Raw genomic sequence first — 20,019 nt, forward strand, 5'->3', positions numbered from 1 at the left:
GGCGTGGGCTCCTCGGTGGGAGTGGGCGTCGGCGTGGGCTTCGGGACCTCCGTGTAGGTGTTGGTCACCGTGACAAGGGTGGCGCTGGAAGCACCCTCCTTGATCGTGAAGGTTCCGTTGTCGATCTTGGTGTCGACTGTGTAACCCTCGCGCTCAGCGCCGCCGTCAGCCTGCTTTTCCTTCTCGGTGACGTCGCATGTGGTACCCACCGGTACCGACGGGCCATCGACAGGCGTGCCGTCGCCCTTCACGTCAAGGGTCCCCTTGGAGCCGTTCTCACACGCGTAGGTGATCTGGAACGTCTCTTTGGAGAAAGCGCCCTTGTTGCTTCCCTCGACCTTCTTCACGACGGAGAAGGAACCGGTCTTCTGAATGACCTCGTTGTACAGGCCCACAGCCTGCACGGAGGAATCGACCGAGAACGTCGCGGTGTCCGGCGTCTCACTACCGTTGACGGAGAAGGTCTTGCCTCCCCAGCCAAGGGCCTCAGGAAGGGCCGCGGCGGATGTGTCCTCTGTCAGCGTGATCTTGGTGCCCTTGGGGAACTCGCGCAGGGTGTCCCCAGCCTGCTGCTGGCCCGCGGCCACCTCGACGGTGTAGGGGTTCGACGCCGGCTTCTTGGACCAGGTCGGGTAGTCCGCCTCAGTCGTACCGTTGGGGAGCTCGTAGGCGACGTTCACACGGATCTTGATGTCCGCAGGGACGTCGTTCTGGTGAGCGCCGGTGACGTACTTCTTGACCCCGAAGGATCCGAAGCCCTGAGTCAGCTGCACGTCGTAGGAGATCGGGTCCTTGTAGGCCATCTGTGCGGACACCGTGGTGTTCTTACCGCCGTTCAGGGTGGCGCTGTTGGTGTAGACCTTGCCCGGGACGATCTTGCCGCTCTCGGCCAGGGACTGGTAGACGATCTCGTAGTTCGCGTTCTTGGCGAAGTTGCCGTCCGTACGGGACAGGGTGATGGACGCAGTGGTCCCGTCGGCGCCGATGGTCGGCTTCAGGGTGAACTTCCCGTGGTCGGTGTTCATGGCTGTGCCATCGGCCTTGGCGACGTCGAAGTAGCCGTCGGCGCCACCGCCGAACTCCTCGGGGTTGACCCGCACGTACCAGGAGCCGAGATCCGAGTTGAGCTTCTGCCCGCCCCCGGAGACGTCGTTGAAGGTGACGGTGTTGACGCTACCCTCCTCCGCATTCAGGTGCTTGGCGATGGTTGCACCACTGAACTGGATGTGCCAGGTCAGACTGTTGGACTCGCGCTTGAGGGAGTTGGCGTACTTGCCAAGGTCCTTCTCAACCCAGGCGATCGGTAGAATCCGCTCGTTGTTGGGGTGGAAGACCTCGACCTCGGTGCCGTTGGCGTCGAAGGTGGTCTTGTTGTCCTGGGTCACCTTCTGGGCCACGATCATCTGGTTGCCCGATCCCTTGAGCTCGGAGGCTGCGCTGATCGCGGCGTTGAAGGTGCAGGTGAGGGTCTCGGTGGTCGTGACGCAGTCGCCCACCTTGGTGCCGTTCCCGAGAACAAGATCGTCGTGTCGACCGATCTCACGGAACCGGTACTCCGCCGGAAGGCCGATGCTGAAGGACTCGTCCGGCTGCGGATTCGCGTCAGAGGCGTCCCAGGCGAACTTCATGCGAACCGGGTCCTCGAGATGCGCAGGCTTGCCCGGAAATTCCGTTCCATCCTTGTCTGCGAGGATGAGAGGACTGAAGGAGACCTTCACTCCGGTATTCTGGTTCGCGCTCGCATGAGGTGCTAATAGCGCGACAAAGCTACCCAGTGCGACCAGCAGTACGCCGGCGAGCAGAGTCGCCACGTACTTGCGATGCACAGAGAGGTGCTGTAGGTGCATTCGTTATCTCCATCTTCATGGGGTGAAAATCCTGCGTTTTGGGGAATTACAGGAATCCGTGGAGATACTATGGTGCTACCTCTAATAATGAGAGCGTAGTTTGCGTTTTGTAACCTTTATGTTGCTGTATTGGTATATTTGGCGATTGGATGCTCGGGTGTGCGCAGCCTCCTTGGTTCCGTGCGTCCGACGACGGCCTCCGTCCCCCTTGTGTGCGTCAGGCCTTGCCTAATTGCTGTGTCGGTATCCACGTCGGCCTTCGAGTTTGGCCAGCCTTCCCTACGTATTGACAACGGATGACACGCCGTGGACTACGGTCCACACCGGAGCATCCGCGCAGCCCTCCGCCTGGCTGTCGCCACGCGTCCGCGTGACAGGCCTGAGGCGGTGCAGGAGGCCGGAACGGTACGACAACTGGAAGTGAGCCCCGGTGACCAGCCTCAACACCTTCGCCTCGCGCAGCACCCTCGACGTCGACGGCCGCGACTACGAGATTTACCGCCTCGACGCCGTCCCCGGCCTGGAGCGCCTGCCCTATAGCCTCAAGGTGCTGGCCGAGAACCTGCTGCGCACCGAGGACGGCGCCAACATCACCGCCGATCACGTGCGAGCCCTGGCCGCCTGGGACCCCGCCGCCGAGCCCGACACGGAGATCCAGTTCACCCCGGCCCGCGTCGTCATGCAGGACTTCACCGGTGTGCCCTGCATCGTCGACCTGGCCACCATGCGTGAGGCGGTCGCCGACCTCGGTGGCGACCCCGAGGTCATCAACCCCCTCAACCCCGCCGAGATGGTCATCGACCACTCCGTCCAGATCGACTCCTTCGGCCTGCCCGGATCCCTGGAGCGCAACAAGGAGCGCGAGTACGAGCGCAACGCCGAGCGCTACCAGTTCCTGCGCTGGGGGCAGGGGGCGCTGTCCAACTTCCGCGTCGTCCCGCCGGGCACCGGCATCGTCCACCAGGTCAACATCGAGTATCTGGCCCGCATCGTCTTCACCCACGAGGCCGACGGCGTCACCCAGGCCTACCCCGACACCTGCGTGGGCACCGACTCCCACACCACCATGGTCAACGGCCTGGGTGTCCTGGGCTGGGGCGTTGGCGGCATCGAGGCTGAGGCCGCCATGCTGGGCCAGCCCGTCTCCATGCTCATCCCCAAGGTCGTGGGCTTCAAGCTCTCCGGTGCCATCCCCGCCGGCGCCACCGCCACTGACGTGGTCCTGACCATCACCGAGATGCTGCGCGCCCACGGCGTGGTGGGCAAGTTCGTCGAGTTCTACGGCGAGGGCGTCGCCGAGGTGCCGCTGGCCAACCGCGCCACCATCGGCAACATGAGTCCCGAGTTCGGCTCCACCGCCGCGATCTTCCCGATCGACGAGGTCACCCTGGACTACCTGCGCCTGACCGGCCGCTCCGAGGAGCGCGTGCGTCTCGTGGAGGCCTACACCAAGGCCCAGGGCATGTGGCACGATCCGTCCCGCGAGCCCGTCTACTCCGAGTACCTCGAGCTGGACCTGTCCACCGTGGTGCCCTCGATCGCCGGCCCCAAGCGCCCCCAGGACCGCATTGTCCTGTCACGGGCCAAGGAGTCCTTCCAGGAGATCCTGCCCACCTACGCCTCCCAGCCCTCCAAGCCGACGCCGGTGACCCTGGCCAACGGCACCACCACCGAGCTCGACCACGGGCACGTCGCCATCGCCTCGATCACCTCGTGCACCAACACCTCCAACCCCTCGGTGATGATGGCCGCCGGGCTGCTGGCCCGTAACGCCGTCGCCCGGGGCCTGCGCTCCAAGCCCTGGGTGAAGACCTCCACCGCTCCGGGCAGCCAGGTCGTCACCGACTACTACGAGAAGGCCGGGCTGTGGCCCGCCCTCAACGAGCTGGGCTTCAACGTCGTCGGCTACGGCTGCGCCACCTGCATCGGCAACTCCGGACCCCTGCCGGCCGAGGTCTCCCAGGCGGTCAACGACGCCGACCTCGCCGTCGTCTCGGTGCTCTCAGGCAACCGCAACTTCGAGGGGCGCATCAACCCCGACGTCAAGATGAACTACCTGGCCTCCCCGCCCCTGGTCATCGCCTACGCCCTGGCCGGGACCATGGACATCGACTTCGCCACCGAGCCCCTGGGTCAGGACCCCGAGGGTCGCGACGTCTTCCTGTCAGACATCTGGCCCGACCCCACCGAGGTCCAGGCCGTCATCGACGCCACCATCGACCGTGAGATGTACACGCGCGACTACGCCGACGTCTTCGCCGGTGACGAGCGCTGGCAGGGCCTGGACACCCCCGAGGGGGACACCTTCGCCTGGGACGAGGAGTCCACCTACGTGCGCAAGGCCCCCTTCTTCGAGGGACTGTCCATGGAGCTGACCCCGGTCACCGACATCAAGGACGCCCGGGTGCTCGCCCTGCTGGGAGACTCGGTGACCACCGACCACATCTCCCCGGCCGGCGCCATCAAGGCCGACTCCCCGGCCGGGCGCTACCTGGCCGAGCACGGCGTGGCCCGCGCGGACTTCAACTCCTACGGCTCGCGCCGCGGCAACCACGAGGTCATGATCCGCGGCACCTTCGCCAACATCCGACTGCGCAACCGGCTGCTCGACGGCGTCGAGGGCGGCTACACCCGCAACTTCCTCACCGGCGAGCAGGAGTCGATCTTCGACGCCTCCCAGGCCTACCAGGCCGCCGGCATCCCGCTGGTGGTCCTGGGCGGCAAGGAGTACGGCTCGGGCTCCTCACGCGACTGGGCGGCCAAGGGCACGGCACTGCTGGGAGTCAAGGCCGTCATCGCCGAGTCCTTCGAGCGCATCCACCGCTCCAACCTCATCGGCATGGGCGTGGTGCCCCTCCAGTTCCCGGCCGGACAGAGCGCCGAGTCGCTCGGCCTGGACGGCACCGAGACCTTCTCCATCACGGGCCTGACCGCGCTCAACGAGGGCACCACCCCGCGCACCGTCGCGGTCGCGGCGCAGAAGGCCGACGGCTCGGTGACCTCCTTCGACGCCGTCGTGCGCATCGACACCCCCGGCGAGGCCGACTACTTCCGCCACGGCGGCATCCTGCAGTACGTGCTGCGCCAGCTCGCCAGCTCCTGAGACCTCATGCGTTGACAAGGCGGGGCGATCGCAGATCAGCGATCGCCCCGCCTTGCTGTTGATGGGCGCGATGGCGAGAGCCTCCTTGGCCTGAGAGCAGGTCTGGAAGGGGCTGCTTGCCCCCAGAGATTATAGACACTAACTTGATAGCTATGAGTATTAACCAACTTGAGGTGTCGGGCGGAACCATCGCTTACGAGGTGCACGAGCCTGTCGGTACAAGTGCCGGATCGGATGCAACGAGCCGGCCGCTTGTCGTCTGCTCGCCGGCCATGGGGGACGTGCGGGACGTCTACGTGCCGTTGGCGCAGTCCCTGAATGAGGCGGGGTTTCGTGTCGTCACCGCGGATCTGCGCGGTCACGGGGATAGCTCGGCGACCTTCACTGCCTATGGCGACGAGGCCACCGCAGTCGATCTCATTGCCCTGATCGAGGCCATCGACGCCGGTCCCGCCATCCTTGTGGGGGCCTCCATGTCCGGAGCCGCTGCGGTGATCGCCGCTGGGCGTCGCCCTGACCTGGTGTGCGGGCTTGTCCTCGTCTGTCCCTTCCTACGTGGGCCGCAGAGTCGAGTCAGGACACTCGTGCAGCGCGCCGTGCTTGGGGCTGCGCTGATGCGCCCTTGGGGGCCTGCTGTGTGGAACAGCTACTCCGCCAGATTGTGGCCCGGTCTGCCTGATTCCCAGCAGCGGGCCGCGCGTCTGACGGGCCTGCTGCGCCGTCCGGGGCGCTGGCGCGCCTTCTGGGCGACGACTCGTACCGATCACCGCGTTGTTTCCCCGTGGCTGGACAAGGTGGACTGTCCCGCCCTCGTGGTCATGGGGAAGGAGGATCCAGATTGGAAGGAGCCTGCGGCTGAGGCCGCCTGGGTAGCAGGCGCTGTTGGTGGAGGTGGGGGAGAGGTTGTCATCGTTCCCGGTGCGGGGCACGCCCCGATGCTGGAACGCCCCGGCCTCGTTGGGCCACAGGTGGTCGACTTCGCCCGGCGTATGATCGCCGGCAATGCTGAGGCAAGGCCGGCGGGGGGAGAGGTGAGGAGTGCACGATGCCACGAGCAGGACTGAGCGCCGAACGTGTGGTGGAACGGGCCGCGCAGTTCGTTGACGAGCACGGCCTTGAGGAACTGTCCCTGAGCCGGCTGGCTGCCGATCTGGGAGTCGCGCCGCCGAGCCTGTACAAGCATGTCTCCGGTATGAGCGACCTGGTCCGAGGAGTCTCCGTGCGGGCGGTGGATGAGCTCGCCGACCGTCTGGCGGCCTCCGTCATGGGGTTGGCCGGGCCTGATGCCCTGCGAGCCCTTGCCGACGCTTACCGAGGCTTCGCCCACGCGCACCCCGGGCTCTATCCGATGACCCAGGTCCCTGCCGAGGCCTCGGACAGGAGTCTGAGTCCGCTACGGTCATCCGCTGCGCAACGCACGGTTGCCATCGTCACCGCGGCGCTGGCCGGCTACCGCATCCCCGAGGATCGGATCATCGACGCTGTGCGAATGACCCGGGCGTCACTCCACGGCTTCGTGGATATCGAGGTCCACGGTGGCTTCGCCATGGATGCGCCCATTGACGTGAGTTTCGCCACGCTCGTCGACTCCCTGGACTCCGCCCTGGTCGCTCTCGGCGAGCAGGAGGGCGACCAGGTATCAGTGAGGACGAAAGGATAAGTCGCCTCAATGGTCGGTTGGGAGAGGCGACAGCTGCGTGAGGCTCCCCCGGGTGCTGTCGGCGATCCGCCGAGGACGCCTGCCATCGCCCCGGAATAGCGGCCTTGCGCTTCCCGTTGCCCTGGCGTTCAGATCACGCCGAGCGGCAACCGCCGAAGGAGATGCGCACCCATGACCCAGTCCACCGTCAACAGCGACGCCACCAACCAGACAGACGTCCCGGTCGAGGAGGTCGACCTTCTCGTCGTCGGAGGCGGCAAGGCCGGCAAGTCCCTGGCGATGCTGCGCGCCAAGGCCGGCGACAAGGTCGTCATGGTGGAGCGGGACAAGGTGGGCGGCACCTGCATCAACGTCGCCTGCATCCCCACCAAGACCCTCATCTCCGCCGCCCGCGTCCTCCATGAGGTCCAGGGCTCGCAGGCCTACGGCGTCATCCTGCCCGAGCAGGACGGCGGCGCCGACGCCCTGGCCCAGGCCCGCATCGAGCTGGCCGCCTTCCGCGCCCGCAAGGAGACCGTCGTGGGTGGCATGGTGGCCGCCCACGAGAAGATGTTCCCCGCCTCCGGCATGGACTTCGTCAAGGGCACCGCCCGCTTCGTGGGGGAGCGCACCGTCGAGATCGCCCTGAATGACGGCGGCCTGCGGCGCGTCCGCGGCGCCAAGGTCCTCATCAACACCGGCACCACGCCGTCGGTCCCCCCGATCGAGGGCCTGGCCGACGTGCGCTACTGGACCAGTGAGGACCTGCTCACCCTGCCCGAGCTGCCCAGTAGCCTCATCGTCCTGGGCGGCGGGGTCATCGGCGTCGAGATGGCCTCCCTCATGGGGCTCCTCGGTGTCCCGGTCACCATCGTCCACGCCGGGGAGCACATCCTGGACCGCGAGGACGAGGACGTCGCCGCTGAGGTGACCGCAGGCCTGGAGGCCCTGGGAGTCACGGTCCTGACCGGTGCGCGCGCCTCGAAGGTCGCCGCCGCGGCCGACGGGAAGGGCGTCGTCGTCACCACCGCCGACGGGCACGAGGTGAGCGGCTCCCACCTGCTCGTCGCCCTGGGACGCACCCCCGTCACCGCCGGCCTCGGCCTGGAGGCCGTGGGCGTGGAGCTGACCGAGCGCGGCTTCGTGCGCGTCGACGACCACCTGCGCACCACCGCCGAGAACGTCTACGCCGCCGGTGACGTGGCCGGAACGCCCCAGTTCACCCACGCCTCCTGGAACGACTTCCGCGTCCTGCGCGACCTCTTCGCCGGCAAGGAGGCCTCCACCACCGGGCGCCTCATCCCGTGGGCCGTCTTCACCACGCCCGAGCTCGGGCACGTGGGTTTGAGCGAGGCCGAGGCCCGCGAGGCCGGCTACGAGGTGCGCGTCGCCAAGACCCCGGCGGCGGCCGTCCCGCGCGCCAAGACCCTGGGCCGCACCGAGGGATTCTTCAAGGTCATCATCGACGCCCGCACCGACCTCATCCTGGGGGCCGCCATCATCGGCGCCGAGGCCAGCGAGGTCGTCACCAGCATCCAGATGGCGATGCTGGGTGACCTGACGTGGCAGCAGGTGCGCGACGCCGTCATCACCCACCCCACCATGAGCGAGGGACTCAACATCGTCCTGGACTCCCTGGGCTGAGGGCCTGAGGACTGGCCCCGCCTGAACGGTGAGACAGACCCGCTCAGGCGGGGCGTACCCCCAGGTTCTCGACGCGCTCGGCCCCCGGCAGCGCCACCAGCAGCGCCCCGGGCACCAGGAGCTTGGAGTGGCGCACGCCCGAGCCGATGAGCACCGTGGCTCGGTCCGCCACGGCGCCGTCGATGAAGAGGCGCCAGTCCTCGGGCAGGCCGACCGGGGTGATCCCGCCGTACTCCATGCCGCTCATCTCCACGGCCCGCTCCACCGGCAGGAACGAGGCCTTGCGCACGTCAATGCGCTTCTTGACGACGTGGTTGACGTCGGCGAAGTCGGTGGCACGCACGACGCAGGCGGCGATGCGCTCCTGGCCGGTGCGCTTACCGGCCACGAGTACGCAGTTCCCGGTCGCCTCAGGATCCAGGGAGTAGTGCGCGTTGAGGGCGTCGGTGTCGGAGTGGGACGGGTTAATGGGCACCACCTGTGCCTGACGCGCCAGGCCCGCGCCCTCGGGCGAGGCCGCCTCCAGCGCCCGCAGCGCGGCGGCCACGGGCTCAGCGAGCAGGTCGGTACGCTCCAGCGCCGGCTGCCAGCCGATCTCCGCGGCGAAGACCTCAGCCGGGTCACGCAGCTCAGTCATTCCTTCTCATCCTTTCGACGACGTCGAGCGCCTCTCGATGCGTTCCACCAGACGGGTCCTGACCCCGGGCCATTGCTGCGGGGTGATGGAGAACATGGCCGTGTCGCGTGGGCGCCCCTCCTCGCCGGGTGCCAGGGAGGGCTGCCAGGCGTGCAGGACCCCCTCGAAGGTCGCCCCCAGGGCCGCGATCGCGCCGCGAGCCACCTGGTTACGCGCGTCGGTCTTGATGTCCACGCGGTCCACGCCCCACTCCTCAAAAGCCTGCGTGAACAGCAGGAGCTTGGCGGCCGGGTTGATGGCGGTGCCGCGAACAGTGGGGGAGAGCCAGGAGGAGCCGACCTCGACGGCGAAGAGCCTCCCGTCCGGCATCCACCGGGGCGTCAAGTAGGCGGTATGCCCGACGACGCGGCCGGTAGCGAGCTCCACCTGGGCGAACGGTGCGTAGGTGCCCGTGTCCCGACGGGCCAGGCTACGAGCCACGTAGTCCCCGACCGTCCCCGGTGTCGGCACCGTGGCGAAGGGGCTGGTCGCGGCACCCTCGGCGGCCAGCTGCAGTCCCGGCACGTGCTCGGGTGTCAGCGGCTCCAGATGCACGATGCCACCGGCCAGTACGCCACAGGTGAGGACGGGGGAAGGGGCATGCGACTCGGTAGTACTCATGCCTCAAGCATGGCAGCCGGAGCACGGACGTCGTCGGGATGCCTCAGCATGTGGTCTCATTGTCCTCGTGCTGTACGTCATCTTCGAATCTTGACTACACGTCAAGTGTTGAGAATCGTACTTTTGATACGTAAAGTATATCATATGGTGGGATAAATTACTGTGTTACGATACTTTTCACTATAGTCGACGTCGTCACTTGGGTTGCATATGGCGTGATCTTGACCTATCTCCGAGTGGCTTCGTTTGCGTGAGGGGAAGGGGGTGAATTTACGTATGAGGAAGGCTGAAGAAATCGTCAACAAGCTCGAGGATGACAAGGCGCGAGTGTTTGCTGGCATGATGATGGGATGGAATCACTGCGCGCAGTCGCCGCAGTGATGTTGGATGACGCACGCCTTCATGCACATGAATGACCGCCGAAAACGTCGGAGATGCGGGGTAGAGTATGAGAATTTCGAACATTCACGATCATTTAAATGAGTTAAATTCTTGTTTGAGTGGTCGTCCCGTATCTCCGGCGTTCCCTGAGAGGTTACGCGTGCTATGGAGCGTACTCGACAATAAAGCAGTCCAGTTGGAGAGGTCTGTAGGCGCCCCCTATTATGTGACAGATATGGGTGTCAGACTATTTAGTGACCCAAGTGTGTTTTACGGCGCACACCTAAATCATGCAAACATCGAACCGATTTCGAGATCTGCTCTTGAAGAATTTGTGTATCGATCTGATATTGCTGATTTAAAGCATAAAATTGATGCAGTCATTCTATTCTTTGGCGACTATGAGGCTGTATGTTGTGTGCTCAGTAAACGCTCCGCGGAGATACTTCGATCTGATGACTATGAATTGTTGATATACTGTGGGGTGGTTTATGGTGCATGTGGTTACGGAGAAGCGATAACATATTTTGATGCGGCTGAACGCGTCGCACATACTCCAACAAGAGCTTACGCTGCGGCGCACCGTTCGGCTGCGTTTGAGGTAAAGAAACTTTCGACGCCCGATAAGGGGCTACAACGTTTGAGTGTTGCTGGTGAACGGTATGTGTGTTCGAATAATTTTCGACGAAAATTAGATCAGGCGTTGATGTATAATCTTATGGCTCTTGGGTATCTTAAACTGAAGGATCCTCAATCTGTGAAGTTCATGGAAAAAGCGCGCGAGTGCGTGGATTCATCATGCGTAAGTCGCGAGCATTTTGATGCAGACACATGGTCAATGGCGGGAAGATATCGAAGTCAGATAGCAATCAATCAAGCGCAACTACGAGTGGCATCAGGTAGACCTCGCGACGCTTTGGAGATTCTGAAGAAAAATATTGAATTCATTTACAAAGAATCGTACGACTATTTTCCTGAAGCATTGGCTGAATGTTGCTATGTTATGTACCTAAATGGGGAGTATGATGCTGCGCTTGAGGTTGGGCAAGATGCATTTTGGCGATTTCAACAAATTGGGTCTTTAAGTGCCATGAAGTCGGTTCGTGAAATTATAGTCTCATGTTATTTTAAACTAGGGTCAAAATATAAGGCTGAGAGAGTGGCTGAAATTATTGATCGTGATCCTTTGGGAGTGGAAGGGCTCCATGGTATTACTTAATGAGGATTTGCTGCTGCGCGCCTCCCACCTGGTTCGCTCCTTCGGGAGAAAGGATAAAACCTTCGTCGCCGTGGAGGATGTGTCCCTGGACGTCGGGGCGGGGCAGGTCCATGGTCTGCTGGGGCCCAACGGTGCCGGTAAGACGACGACGGTGCGGATGTGCGCCACGCTGCTGGCTCCGACGTCGGGTGAGGTCTGGGTCGATGGCATCGACGCGGTGCGCCATCCGGAGCGGGCCAGGTCCCGGCTGGGCCTGGTCCTGGGTGGTGAGCTGGGGTTCTACCCGCGGGCTACGGCACGCGACAACCTGCTGTTCTTCGCAGACATTCAGGGCCTTGACGCCCGACGGCGACACAGCGCGGTCATGGACGCCCTGGAGCGTGTGGGGCTGGCCGAGGCGGCGTCCCGCAAGACGGGCGAGCTGTCTCGAGGGATGCGGCAGCGTCTGCACCTGGCCCGGGCGCTGCTCGGGTCGCCGGCTCTCCTGCTGCTGGATGAGCCCACCACCGGCTTGGACCCGGACGTGGCGCTGCAGGTACGCGATCTGGTGCGTGAGCTGGCGCAGCGGGGAACGGGAGTGCTATTGACCTCGCACTCGATGCCGGAGGTCGAGGAGCTGGCCGACATCATCTCGGTGATCGGGGCGGGCCGGATCGTCGTGCGCGGCGGCGTGGGGGACGTGTCCGCCTTGGCCGGGGTGAGTGCCACCACGACTTTCACGTTACCGGCCCGCCACGGGGGCGCCGTCGAGGCGCTTCGCAGCGGTCTGGGTTCGCCGGCGACGGTGAAACAGCGCGCCTCCTCGGCCCGGTGGGCCGTGACGGTCTACTGGGCTACCGAGGCTGCCGGCACTACCGACGCCGACGAGCGGGTTCGCCAGGTCCTAGGCAAGGCCGGTGCGGGTGCGCCGTCGGACCTGCTGACGCGGCCGGCGTCCCTGGAGGAGGCCTATCTGGCCCTGGCCGACAGGCTCGCCCGATGAGGCGTCAGCTGAGGATGACGGCTTTTCACGTCCGCCAGTTCGTGTCGGTTCCCTACTTCATCCAGCTCATGGTCATGACCACGACTGCCACCACGCTGGTGCAGTTCTTGGCGGCCTCGGCCTGGGGTGGGATCACCCCGACGCAGGGCTGGGTGCGCGGGGGCGTCGTCGGGATGTGGACGACGACGACCTGCGCGGCGGGGATCATCGGTTTTGAACGGCACAAGGGCACGCTCGTCCATCTGGTCATGGCTCCGGTGGGGGCGCTTAGGTCGTTGGCGGCCGTGGTGTGCGCGGCGGCGTCCTTCGGGCTGGCGGCCTTCCCTGTGGCGTGGTGCACGTGGGCACTGCTGTCGGCGTCGGTGTCCTTCACAGGCCCGGAGTGGGGGATCTGGGTGCGCCTGGCTCTGGGCGCCGTCATGCTGCTGGCTGGGTGCCTGGCCCTCAGCTTGGTCATCGCGGCGCTGTTCGTGCTCACCCCCAACGCGATTCAGTACGAGGGGCTGCTGCTGGTACCGGTATTCGTCGCCTCTGGCATCGTGTTCACCTCGACGACGCCGCCCGTCTGGCTGGCTGTGGCGAGTCGGTTCCTGCCGTTGTCGGTGCCCTTCGAGCTGCTGCTGGGCCGGGCGACGTCGGCAGTGGTGCTGGGCGCTTGGCTGGTGTGCACAGCCGCGTGGCTGGGGCTTGCCGCCTTCCTCGGCCGGCGGGCGCTGCGGCTGGCGACACGGACCGGCACCCTGGAGGTGGTCTGATGCGCGCCCGGGCTCTGGCCTTCGCCCACCGGTTCTCCTCAGGGGTGCGTGTCTCGTGGGCCTCGTCGACGGCCTTCGCGACCCTGGGCACGGCCGTGGTCACGCTGCTGGTGCTGCCGCTGCTGGACGTACTCTTCGATGTCCTCATGGGCTCGGACCTCTCCGCGCCAGACCTGGTGCGCACCGGATACGCAGCGGCCCTGGTGGCACTGGCTGTCTCGGTGGCCTCCGGAGTGGTGGGCACCGTGGCCACGGACCGGATGCTGGGCGTCTTCCAGGAGGTCCATACCCGCAGGCGCCTCGACGTCGCCTACTGGCTGTCCGTCGCCGTCGTGCCGGCGCTCCTGGCCGCCTCGACCGCCATCGTCGCGATCGGCGTCGTCTTCGCGCTCTCACCGCTGCACGACGTTGGAGCGCTGGGGCGTGTCATCACACTGGCAGCACCGACCATCGTGTGCGGGCTGCTCATGGGGATCATGGCCGCCGGTGTCGGAGTCAACCTGCCCGATCCCTATCTGGGTGCCACGATCATCGCCACGTTCCTGCCGCTGCTGACCGGCGTCATCGTACCGCTCGAGCAGTGCCCTACCTGGTTGCAGGCTCTGGCCCACCTGGTTCCGCTCAGCGGCACCGTGACGGTCCTAGACGCACCGGCAGCCGCCGTTCCGGCCCTGCTGGGCCGCGACCTCGCGGTCGCCGCCGTATGGGCCGGGATCGGGCTGGCCGTCACCCGTCGTGCCGTCACCCGACTCCGTCAGGGCCAACGCACCGACATCATCTGAGTCTGAGGAGGAGGTCTCCCTCAGCATGTGGTCTCATTGTCCCCGTGCTGCACGTCATCTTCTTTGAGCCGCGCATCCCGGGCAACACCGGGGCGGCGATCCGCCTGAGCGCCAACACCGGCTCCATGCTCCACCTCGTGGCCCCCCTGTTCGACATGGACGACGCCAAGCTGCGTCGCGCCGGCCTGGACTACCACGACCTGGCCAACACGCGCGTCCACGCCACCTGGCAGGAGTGCCTGGATCAGATCCCCGGGCGTATCTTCGCCTTCACCTCCCACACCGAGCGCCTCTACACTCAGGTCGACTGGAGCGGCGACGACGCCCTCCTCTTCGGCCCCGAGCCCACCGGTCTGCCCCAGGAGATCCTCGACCACCCGCGGGTGAGTGCCCACCTGCGCATCCCCATGGTAGAGGGCAACCGCTCCCTCAACCTGGCCAACTCCGCCGCCATCGGCCTGTACGAGGCCTGGCGGTCCCTGGGCTTCGTCGGCGGAGCCTGAGATCCTGTCCCAGGCCCCGCCGCTTCAGAGCATCCCGGCGGGGCGGATCGCCAGGTCCTCCACGACCGCGTCCATCGGGGTGTTGACGGCCAGGCGCACGGCCGCGGCCACCGACTGCGGCGCCATATGGTCCGCAGCCCGGTATGCGGGGGTGGCCATGATCCCCTCGGTGCGCAGGCGCGCTGCATTGAAGGCGTGCAGACGCTCCTGCATGGGGGTGTCCACCCGACCCGGGTAGATCGAGGTGACCCGCACCTTGCCCGCCTCCTCCTGGCGCAGCGTGTCAGCCAGGGACTTCAGCCCCGCCTTGGAGGCGGAGTAGAGGGCATTGCCCGAACGTGGGTTCACTCCGGCACCGGAGTTGATGAACACCGTCAACCCACGCGCCTCCCGCAGCGCCGGCAGCAGCAGGCTTGTCAGGTACGCCGTCGCCACCAGGTTGAGGTTCAGAACCGCCCGCCAGCGCGTGGGCGTGATCTTGTCAACGGTGCCGGGTGCCTCCATGCCGGCGCTGTGCACCAGCACGTCGAGGCTCTCGATATCGATCCGGCTGACCAGCCTGGCCAGGGCCGTGTCGTCGGTCAGGTCGACCGGGCAGATGAGAACGGCCGTCTGGGACTCCTCCTCCAGTGCGAGCGCCAGCTCCTCCAGGTCATTGACGGAGCGGGCCAGGAGGATGAGGTTGTGGTCCCGGGCCAGGTCCCTGGCCACAGCCAGTCCGATCCCGGAGGTCGCCCCGGTGATCAGGGCGATGGGGCGGCGCTGGTGACGGCCGGAACCGGCGCGCGTGAAACCATGGGCGGGGGTGAAGGGGACGGACTCCCCCTGACGGCGACGCCGGCCCGCCTTGGAGGACGAGGCGTCGACCTGGGCGATCTGTGGGCTCACTGGCCGTCCCTGAGGAAGGCGGCGGCCCCGGGCTCCCCGGGCACGGAGTAGGTGGCGGTGAGCGTGGCCCGAGCGATGCAGTGCGGCACCAGGGTGAAGGCCGCCATGGCGGGACTTGCCTCGTCATCCAGTCCCAGAGTGTCCACGTCCAGGGCGGAGACGGTGAAGACGTAGCGGTGGTCGCCGTCGCCCGCCGGCGGGTAGGGGCCGAACCAGGCATGGTCGCCCGAGTCCCCGGCCAGGTGGAAGGCGGCGCCGTCGAGCTGAAGGTCGCTGGCCCCCGCACCCCGCTCCAGCGAGGTGACCGAGGCGTCCAGATCCACGATGGTCCAGTGCCACCAGCCCGACATGGTCGGAGCATCCGGGTCGAAGCAGGACACGACGAAGGACTGTGTCTGCTCGGGAAAACCCGACCAGCTCAAGGCGGGGGAGATGTTGTCATGGATGCCGGTGAAGATGTCCGGGATCCGCCCCTGCTCGGTCAGGTCCGCAGAGGTCAGCGTGAAGGAGGGAACCGAGGGCAGGAGGCCGGTAGGGGCCGGCGGGCGAGGGCGAGTGAGGTCGGCTGTCATAGGTGTACCTCCAGGCAGGTGATGGATAGGGAAGGTGGCCTTCCATGAGGGCACAGCCCCAACTGTAGACGCCCCTGCACAGACCCGTCCCTGTGGAAATCCTGTGGGGGAGCTCCGTGGGCTCGTCGCGCAGGACCCTGAGACCCTCTTGTTGCCTACGCCCCCGATTGATGTCGCAGCGCAGCGCTATCCTGAAACCCGCCCATCGAACATACGTACAGAGAGGGGGTGTCATGGGAACCTCGACCACGCGCGCGCCAGCGGAGGCCCAGAACCGCCTCAACCGGGCCCGCCTCGCCCTGAGACTGGCCGAGGAACGTACCGGACTGCGCGACTCGGCAGCCCTGACGGTGCAGCGCGCCCTGTCCTCGGCGTCAACCAGCGCCCTGCTGAGCGCATCAGCCGATTCGCCTCCAGCCGCATCCCCCGCATTCCCCACGGCGCTCTCGGCCTGGCAGGACTCCGGCGTCCTCACCCTCCACGGATCCACTACCCTCCTCCTGGCCGCCCTCGCCCTGCGCCAGGGCGCCACCGGCTGGTGCGGCATCATCGGGGGAGACGAGCTGGGCTGGTGCGCAGCCACCGAGATCGGCCTCGACCTCAACCGGGTCCTCACCGTTCCAGCGCCCCTCCTCGACGACACCTCCATCCTGACGGTCACCTCCACCCTGCTCGACGGCGTCGACACCCTCCTCATCGGCGCCACCGTCGCCGAAGGGCTGCGCCCCCAGCACCGCAGACGCCTGCTGTCCCGAGCGCGCGAACGCGGCCACCTCATCCTGACCCCCGCCCGCTGGGAAGACGCCCGCATCCTCCAAGCCGCCCCCTTGGCCCCTGACGCCGGAACCAAGGACACGCCTCCCGCCCAGGACCCGGTGGAGGCCCCCGCAGAGCCCTCCACCGACGGCGTCGTCATCCCCATCGGGCGAGGTACCTCACCCGCCCCAGTGCGAGCCATCGAGATGCCGGCAGGCTACCTGCGACGCCTCACCTGGACCCTGACCGACCCGCAGCGCCCACAGCTCGCCGCTACCGAAGACCTCACGCTCTCACTGTCCGCCGAAGGACTGCGCACAGGCTCCCACAACGCCGTCGACTCGGCCCCCACCCCACAGGAGGCAGCCGGATGAACCCGCCACCACCGACCCCGCCGCCCGGCCCGCCCGCCTCCAGGCTCGTGGCCATCTGGGTCCCCGACTGGCCCGTCGTCGCCCTCACCATGGAGGCCCGCCAGCAGCGCCGACACCCCCGAGCGCGCCAAGGAGCCCCTCATCTGCCGGACCCGGCCACCGAGCCCGTCGCCGTCGTCGGCGCTCGCGGAGTTCTCGCCGCCTCAGCCCCGGCCCGACGCGCCGGCATCACCGCCGGCATGCGACTGCGCACCGCCCGCTCCCTGTGCCCCGAGCTCACCGTCCTGCCTCCCCAGGAGGAGCGCCAGGCCCGAGCCTTCGAAACCGTCATGGAGGCCCTCACCTCCCTCCTGGCGGACCCCATGGTGGCCCGCCCCGGACTGGCCCTGTCCGGCGTCAGAGGACCCGCCGCCTGGATCGGCGGAGAAGAACCCCTCGCCTCAGCCCTCGTGGAGACCGTCACCCAGGAGGCCGACGTCGAGTGCCAGGTCGGCATCGCCGACTCCCTGTCCGGAGCCGTCCTGGCCGCCCGCCAAGGAATCATCGTCGAACCTGGCCGGACCCCGGAGTTCCTCGCCCCCTGGCCCCTGGGGGCACTCCTGACCTGCCTGCCCCTCAGCCGCCTGAGGCGCGACGCGCGCCCCCTGCTGGAGACCTTCGCCCGACTCGGCCTACGCACCTTGGCGGACCTGGCGGCCCTGCCACGAAAAGACGTCACCGTCCGCTTCGGCCCCCTGGGGGGCAGGCTCCACCACCTGGCCGCAGGCACCCACCACGAGGCCCCCGCCATGCCCCGGCCGGCCCAGGACATCACCGTCGCCTCCGAGCTCGACCCTCCCGTCGAGCGCGCGGACACCGCGGCCTTCGCCGCCCGGCACCTCGCCGAGAACCTGGCGGCCCGCCTCCTGTCCGCAGGACTCTCCGCCGGACGCCTCTGCGTTGCCGCCCGCTGCGAGGACGGCACTGACCTGTCCCGGACTTGGATGCTGGAGGCCACCCCCACCCCCACCGAGCTCACCGACCGCGTGCGCTGGCAGCTCGAGGGATGGCTCTCCGGACGCTCCGGGCGCCCACCCTCCTCCGGCCTGACCCACCTGAGCCTGACAGCCCTCGAGCCGAGCCCGGCCGCGACCTCCCAGGCAGGACTGTGGCAAGCGCCGGGCCACCAGGCCCAGGCGCGCGCACGCCGTGCCGCCGAGCGCGTGGAGTCCCTCCTCGGAGCCGGAAGCATCCAGGTTCCCCGAGTTGTTCCCGGGCGCGACCCGCGCTCGCGGGTGCGCCTGATCCCCTGGGGGGAGAGCGAAGGTGTTGGTGAGTCCACGGGTGATGAACCGGCGCCCTGGAGCGGCTCTCTGCCCGAGCCCTCACCCTCCGTCGTCCTGCTCCGGCCGGTCCCCGCGCGCCTCACCGATCTTCAGGGGAGAGAGCTCGGCGTCGACATCCACGGTCAGCTCGACGGCGTCCCCGGCTTCCTCAGCGTCGGTGACGGCTCAGGTGGTGTTGATGAGGGTGCTGTGGGGACTTCCTCCCAGATGGAGTCCGTGCTCCTGTGGGCCGGGCCCTGGCCGGTCGACGAGGGCTGGTGGACCGCGTGCGGGCCTTCGCGTCGCGCCTACCTCCAGGTGGTCACCGACGTCGGGCCGCCCCGCCTGCTGGTGCGATCAGGTAGGTGGTGGCTCGATGCCCTCTACTCCTGAGGAGCTGTCCGATGGCGTGGCCGCAAGGGATGGGGGCTGGCGCTGTCGTCCCTTCAGCCACAGGAGCGCCAGCGTCACCAGGCACAGCCAGGCCAGCCCCAGGGACCAGCCGGCCAGTACATCGGTCATCCAGTGGTAGCCCAGGTAGACGCGGGATGCCCCCACCAGCAGGGTCGCCCCCGCTGCCGCCATGATCGCCAAGGTCCGGTACAGGGTCACCGCAGTGGATGTCAGAACCATTCCTGCCAGCAGGCCGGCGAAGACGGCCGTGTTGAAGGAGTGCCCCGAGGGGAAGGAGGTAGTCGAGGCGGGGGTGCCTAGAAGGGTGTCGGTCGAGGGGCGTGCACGCCTGAAGATCTCTTTGAGCGCCACCGTCAGCAGGCTGGAGCCGATCATCGTGAGGCTCAGGACCAGTGCGCGCACGTGGTGGCCCCTCATGAAGAGGAGGACGGCACAGATCGTGGTCAGGATCGTCAGCCCCACGGTGGAACCCAGGGCGGTGAACACCTGCATGATGACGGTCAAGGCGGGGTGACGCTCATCCACGGCCCAGGTGGTGACGCTCTGGTCATGAGGCGCCAGCCCCGTCCCGGAGCTCGTGGTCAGAGCCAGCCAGGTGAACAGCGACAGCGTGATGACGGCGGTCGCGGCCAACGTGCCGGCCTGCCTGGTGCGCCAGGTGTGAGGCAGGTGGTCGAGTGAGAGCATGAGGGGGAGGTTATCCGGGCTGGTCTGGATGAGGCTATGCGTGCGCCATGGAGTGGCTGAGCGGCGTCGTCACGTCTTGCCCGTGCCCGGGGCGCTCGGCGGGTAGCATCCGGCCCGAGTGATTCGATCCGGCTCAGGAGGACCCGCGTGGCCAAGCTCTACTTCCGCTACGGCGCCATGAACTCCGGTAAGTCCACGGGGCTGCTCCAGACCGCCTACAACTACGAGGAGCGCGATCAGCGCGTCCTGCTCCTCAAGGCGGTGGTCGACACCAAGGGTGAGGACTCAGTGGTCTCCCGGCTCGGGGTGTCGCGCCGCGTCGACCTCCTCGTCGACGCCGATGACGACCTGCGCGCCCTGGTGCACCGGCGGGCCCTGAGCGGTGCGCGGCCCGTCCGCGACGAGGACGGCGTCCCGCGAGAGGCGGCGACCTTGCGTGAGGTTCTTGACTGTGTGCTCATCGACGAGGCTCAGTTCCTCACGGCCCTTCAGGTGGACCAGCTCATGGAGATCGCGCTGATCGACGACGTGCCCGTCCTGGCCTACGGGATCCGCACCGACTTCCGCACAGTCAGCTTTCCCGGGTCGCGCAGGCTGCTGGAGATCGCCCACTCCTTGGAGGAGCTCAAGACCATCTGCCGCTGCGGGCGCAAGGCCATCTTCAATGCCCGCAAGGTGGGGGAGTCCTTCGTCTTCGACGGCGATCAGGTGGCCATCGACTCCGGGGACGTCACGTACGAGTCGCTGTGTGGCCAGTGCTACCTCGCCGCCGGTGGGAGGCTTCCCGGCCGGTGAGTCGTGCTCCGGGACTGAGCTTGTGTCGGCGGGAGTACAAGGCTGACCGAGGGGGACGGTTGGAGCGAGGGGTCAGC

General features: G+C 67.0%; 18 protein-coding genes. 12 read left to right on the plus strand and 6 right to left on the minus strand.

All coding sequences use genetic code 11. The features are described 5' to 3' along the window. The coding region (locus tag BKH20_RS01420; protein ID WP_256692973.1) for a DUF5979 domain-containing protein at nt 1–1,718 on the minus strand (1,718 nt) is incomplete at its 3' end. Nucleotides 1,719–2,277: 559 nt separating this feature from the next. Between BKH20_RS01420 and acnA the strand changes: the two genes are divergently transcribed. The 4 genes from acnA (at nt 2,278) to BKH20_RS01440 (ending at nt 8,233) form a co-directional block, all read left to right on the plus strand. Then, the gene (acnA, locus tag BKH20_RS01425; protein WP_075389649.1) at nt 2,278–4,950 is read left to right on the plus strand and encodes an aconitate hydratase AcnA; all 2,673 of its coding nucleotides are present in this window, start codon (nt 2,278–2,280) and stop codon (nt 4,948–4,950) included. A 152-nt stretch (nt 4,951–5,102) separates the two neighbouring features. Further along, nucleotides 5,103–6,014: an alpha/beta fold hydrolase gene (locus tag BKH20_RS01430; RefSeq protein WP_081381553.1), complete on the plus strand. Its 912-nt coding sequence runs from the start codon at nt 5,103–5,105 to the stop codon at nt 6,012–6,014. Further along, nucleotides 5,996–6,610: a TetR/AcrR family transcriptional regulator gene (locus tag BKH20_RS01435; RefSeq protein WP_075389651.1), complete on the plus strand. Its 615-nt coding sequence runs from the start codon at nt 5,996–5,998 to the stop codon at nt 6,608–6,610. Before BKH20_RS01430 ends, BKH20_RS01435 begins: the two co-directional genes overlap by 19 nt. A 171-nt stretch (nt 6,611–6,781) precedes the next feature. Beyond that, entirely contained in the window at nt 6,782–8,233 is a 1,452-nt protein-coding gene (locus tag BKH20_RS01440; RefSeq protein ID WP_075389652.1) for a dihydrolipoyl dehydrogenase family protein, read from the plus strand. Nucleotides 8,234–8,276: 43 nt separating this feature from the next. Here BKH20_RS01440 and BKH20_RS01445 read toward each other — a convergent pair whose 3' ends face one another. Continuing rightward, nucleotides 8,277–8,870 carry a YbaK/EbsC family protein gene (locus tag BKH20_RS01445; protein ID WP_070661862.1) on the minus strand — a complete coding sequence of 198 codons (594 nt, stop codon included), beginning with the start codon at nt 8,868–8,870 and terminating at the stop codon, nt 8,277–8,279. Between the two features lie 6 nt (nt 8,871–8,876). Further along, the gene (locus BKH20_RS01450) at nt 8,877–9,530 is read right to left on the minus strand and encodes a GNAT family N-acetyltransferase (protein ID WP_075389653.1); all 654 of its coding nucleotides are present in this window, start codon (nt 9,528–9,530) and stop codon (nt 8,877–8,879) included. Nucleotides 9,531–10,137: 607 nt separating this feature from the next. On the opposite strand from BKH20_RS01450, the gene BKH20_RS13915 reads away from it, so the two are divergent. From BKH20_RS13915 to BKH20_RS01470, 5 genes are read left to right on the plus strand one after another with little or no spacing between them, the layout of a single operon-like run. Next, nucleotides 10,138–11,130 (plus strand): hypothetical protein, encoded by a 993-nt coding sequence (locus BKH20_RS13915; RefSeq protein WP_143224925.1) that lies wholly within the window; start codon nt 10,138–10,140, stop codon nt 11,128–11,130. Then, entirely contained in the window at nt 11,117–12,112 is a 996-nt protein-coding gene (locus BKH20_RS01455) for an ABC transporter ATP-binding protein (RefSeq protein ID WP_075389744.1), read from the plus strand. Before BKH20_RS13915 ends, BKH20_RS01455 begins: the two co-directional genes overlap by 14 nt. Before the next feature lie 14 nt (nt 12,113–12,126). Further along, nucleotides 12,127–12,867: an ABC transporter permease gene (locus tag BKH20_RS01460; protein ID WP_256692974.1), complete on the plus strand. Its 741-nt coding sequence runs from the start codon at nt 12,127–12,129 to the stop codon at nt 12,865–12,867. Then, nucleotides 12,867–13,649, plus strand: coding sequence for an ABC transporter permease (locus BKH20_RS01465; protein WP_075389655.1), 783 nt, complete (start codon nt 12,867–12,869; stop codon nt 13,647–13,649). The genes BKH20_RS01460 and BKH20_RS01465 overlap by 1 nt, the downstream gene beginning before the upstream one ends. Before the next feature lie 44 nt (nt 13,650–13,693). Further along, nucleotides 13,694–14,152, plus strand: a complete 459-nt coding sequence (locus BKH20_RS01470; protein ID WP_075389656.1) for a tRNA (cytidine(34)-2'-O)-methyltransferase — start codon at nt 13,694–13,696, stop codon at nt 14,150–14,152. Between the two features lie 24 nt (nt 14,153–14,176). On the opposite strand, the gene BKH20_RS01475 is transcribed toward BKH20_RS01470, so the two are convergent. Beyond that, a complete protein-coding gene (locus tag BKH20_RS01475; RefSeq protein WP_070661846.1) occupies nt 14,177–15,040 on the minus strand; it encodes an SDR family oxidoreductase in 864 nt (287 codons plus the stop codon). Then, on the minus strand, nt 15,037–15,612 hold the full coding sequence (locus BKH20_RS01480; protein ID WP_070661842.1) for a YbhB/YbcL family Raf kinase inhibitor-like protein: 576 nt from the start codon (nt 15,610–15,612) through the stop codon (nt 15,037–15,039). Before BKH20_RS01480 ends, BKH20_RS01475 begins: the two co-directional genes overlap by 4 nt. Nucleotides 15,613–15,845: 233 nt before the next feature. Here BKH20_RS01480 and BKH20_RS01485 point away from each other — a divergent pair, with 233 nt between their 5' ends. Further along, nucleotides 15,846–16,742 (plus strand): hypothetical protein, encoded by an 897-nt coding sequence (locus BKH20_RS01485; RefSeq protein WP_070661839.1) that lies wholly within the window; start codon nt 15,846–15,848, stop codon nt 16,740–16,742. Further along, on the plus strand, nt 16,739–18,439 hold the full coding sequence (locus tag BKH20_RS01490) for a DNA polymerase Y family protein (protein ID WP_075389657.1): 1,701 nt from the start codon (nt 16,739–16,741) through the stop codon (nt 18,437–18,439). The genes BKH20_RS01485 and BKH20_RS01490 overlap by 4 nt, the downstream gene beginning before the upstream one ends. Here BKH20_RS01490 and BKH20_RS01495 read toward each other — a convergent pair. Further along, on the minus strand, nt 18,404–19,147 hold the full coding sequence (locus BKH20_RS01495) for a phosphatase PAP2 family protein (RefSeq protein WP_075389658.1): 744 nt from the start codon (nt 19,145–19,147) through the stop codon (nt 18,404–18,406). The genes BKH20_RS01490 and BKH20_RS01495 overlap by 36 nt on opposite strands. A 147-nt stretch (nt 19,148–19,294) precedes the next feature. On the opposite strand from BKH20_RS01495, the gene BKH20_RS01500 reads away from it, so the two are divergent. After that, nucleotides 19,295–19,942, plus strand: a complete 648-nt coding sequence (locus BKH20_RS01500; protein ID WP_060957983.1) for a thymidine kinase — start codon at nt 19,295–19,297, stop codon at nt 19,940–19,942. Nucleotides 19,943–20,019: the final 77 nt, after the last annotated feature.

This window comes from Actinomyces oris (assembly GCF_001937445.1).
Classification (GTDB): domain Bacteria; phylum Actinomycetota; class Actinomycetes; order Actinomycetales; family Actinomycetaceae; genus Actinomyces; species Actinomyces acetigenes.

What these genes read in the sequence shown, in the direction of transcription:
- BKH20_RS01430 (WP_081381553.1), top strand. Translation starts at nt 5,103, where the DNA reads ATGAGTATTAACCAACTTGAGGTGTCGGGCGGAACCATCGCTTACGAG.
- BKH20_RS01480 (WP_070661842.1), bottom strand. Translation starts at nt 15,612, where the DNA reads ATGACAGCCGACCTCACTCGCCCTCGCCCGCCGGCCCCTACCGGCCTC.
- BKH20_RS01455 (WP_075389744.1), top strand. Translation starts at nt 11,117, where the DNA reads ATGGTATTACTTAATGAGGATTTGCTGCTGCGCGCCTCCCACCTGGTT.
- BKH20_RS01495 (WP_075389658.1), bottom strand. Translation starts at nt 19,147, where the DNA reads ATGCTCTCACTCGACCACCTGCCTCACACCTGGCGCACCAGGCAGGCC.
- BKH20_RS01460 (WP_256692974.1), top strand. Translation starts at nt 12,127, where the DNA reads ATGACGGCTTTTCACGTCCGCCAGTTCGTGTCGGTTCCCTACTTCATC.
- BKH20_RS01445 (WP_070661862.1), bottom strand. Translation starts at nt 8,870, where the DNA reads ATGACTGAGCTGCGTGACCCGGCTGAGGTCTTCGCCGCGGAGATCGGC.
- BKH20_RS01465 (WP_075389655.1), top strand. Translation starts at nt 12,867, where the DNA reads ATGCGCGCCCGGGCTCTGGCCTTCGCCCACCGGTTCTCCTCAGGGGTG.
- BKH20_RS01490 (WP_075389657.1), top strand. Translation starts at nt 16,739, where the DNA reads ATGAACCCGCCACCACCGACCCCGCCGCCCGGCCCGCCCGCCTCCAGG.
- BKH20_RS01485 (WP_070661839.1), top strand. Translation starts at nt 15,846, where the DNA reads ATGGGAACCTCGACCACGCGCGCGCCAGCGGAGGCCCAGAACCGCCTC.
- BKH20_RS01450 (WP_075389653.1), bottom strand. Translation starts at nt 9,530, where the DNA reads ATGAGTACTACCGAGTCGCATGCCCCTTCCCCCGTCCTCACCTGTGGC.
- BKH20_RS01435 (WP_075389651.1), top strand. Translation starts at nt 5,996, where the DNA reads ATGCCACGAGCAGGACTGAGCGCCGAACGTGTGGTGGAACGGGCCGCG.
- BKH20_RS01440 (WP_075389652.1), top strand. Translation starts at nt 6,782, where the DNA reads ATGACCCAGTCCACCGTCAACAGCGACGCCACCAACCAGACAGACGTC.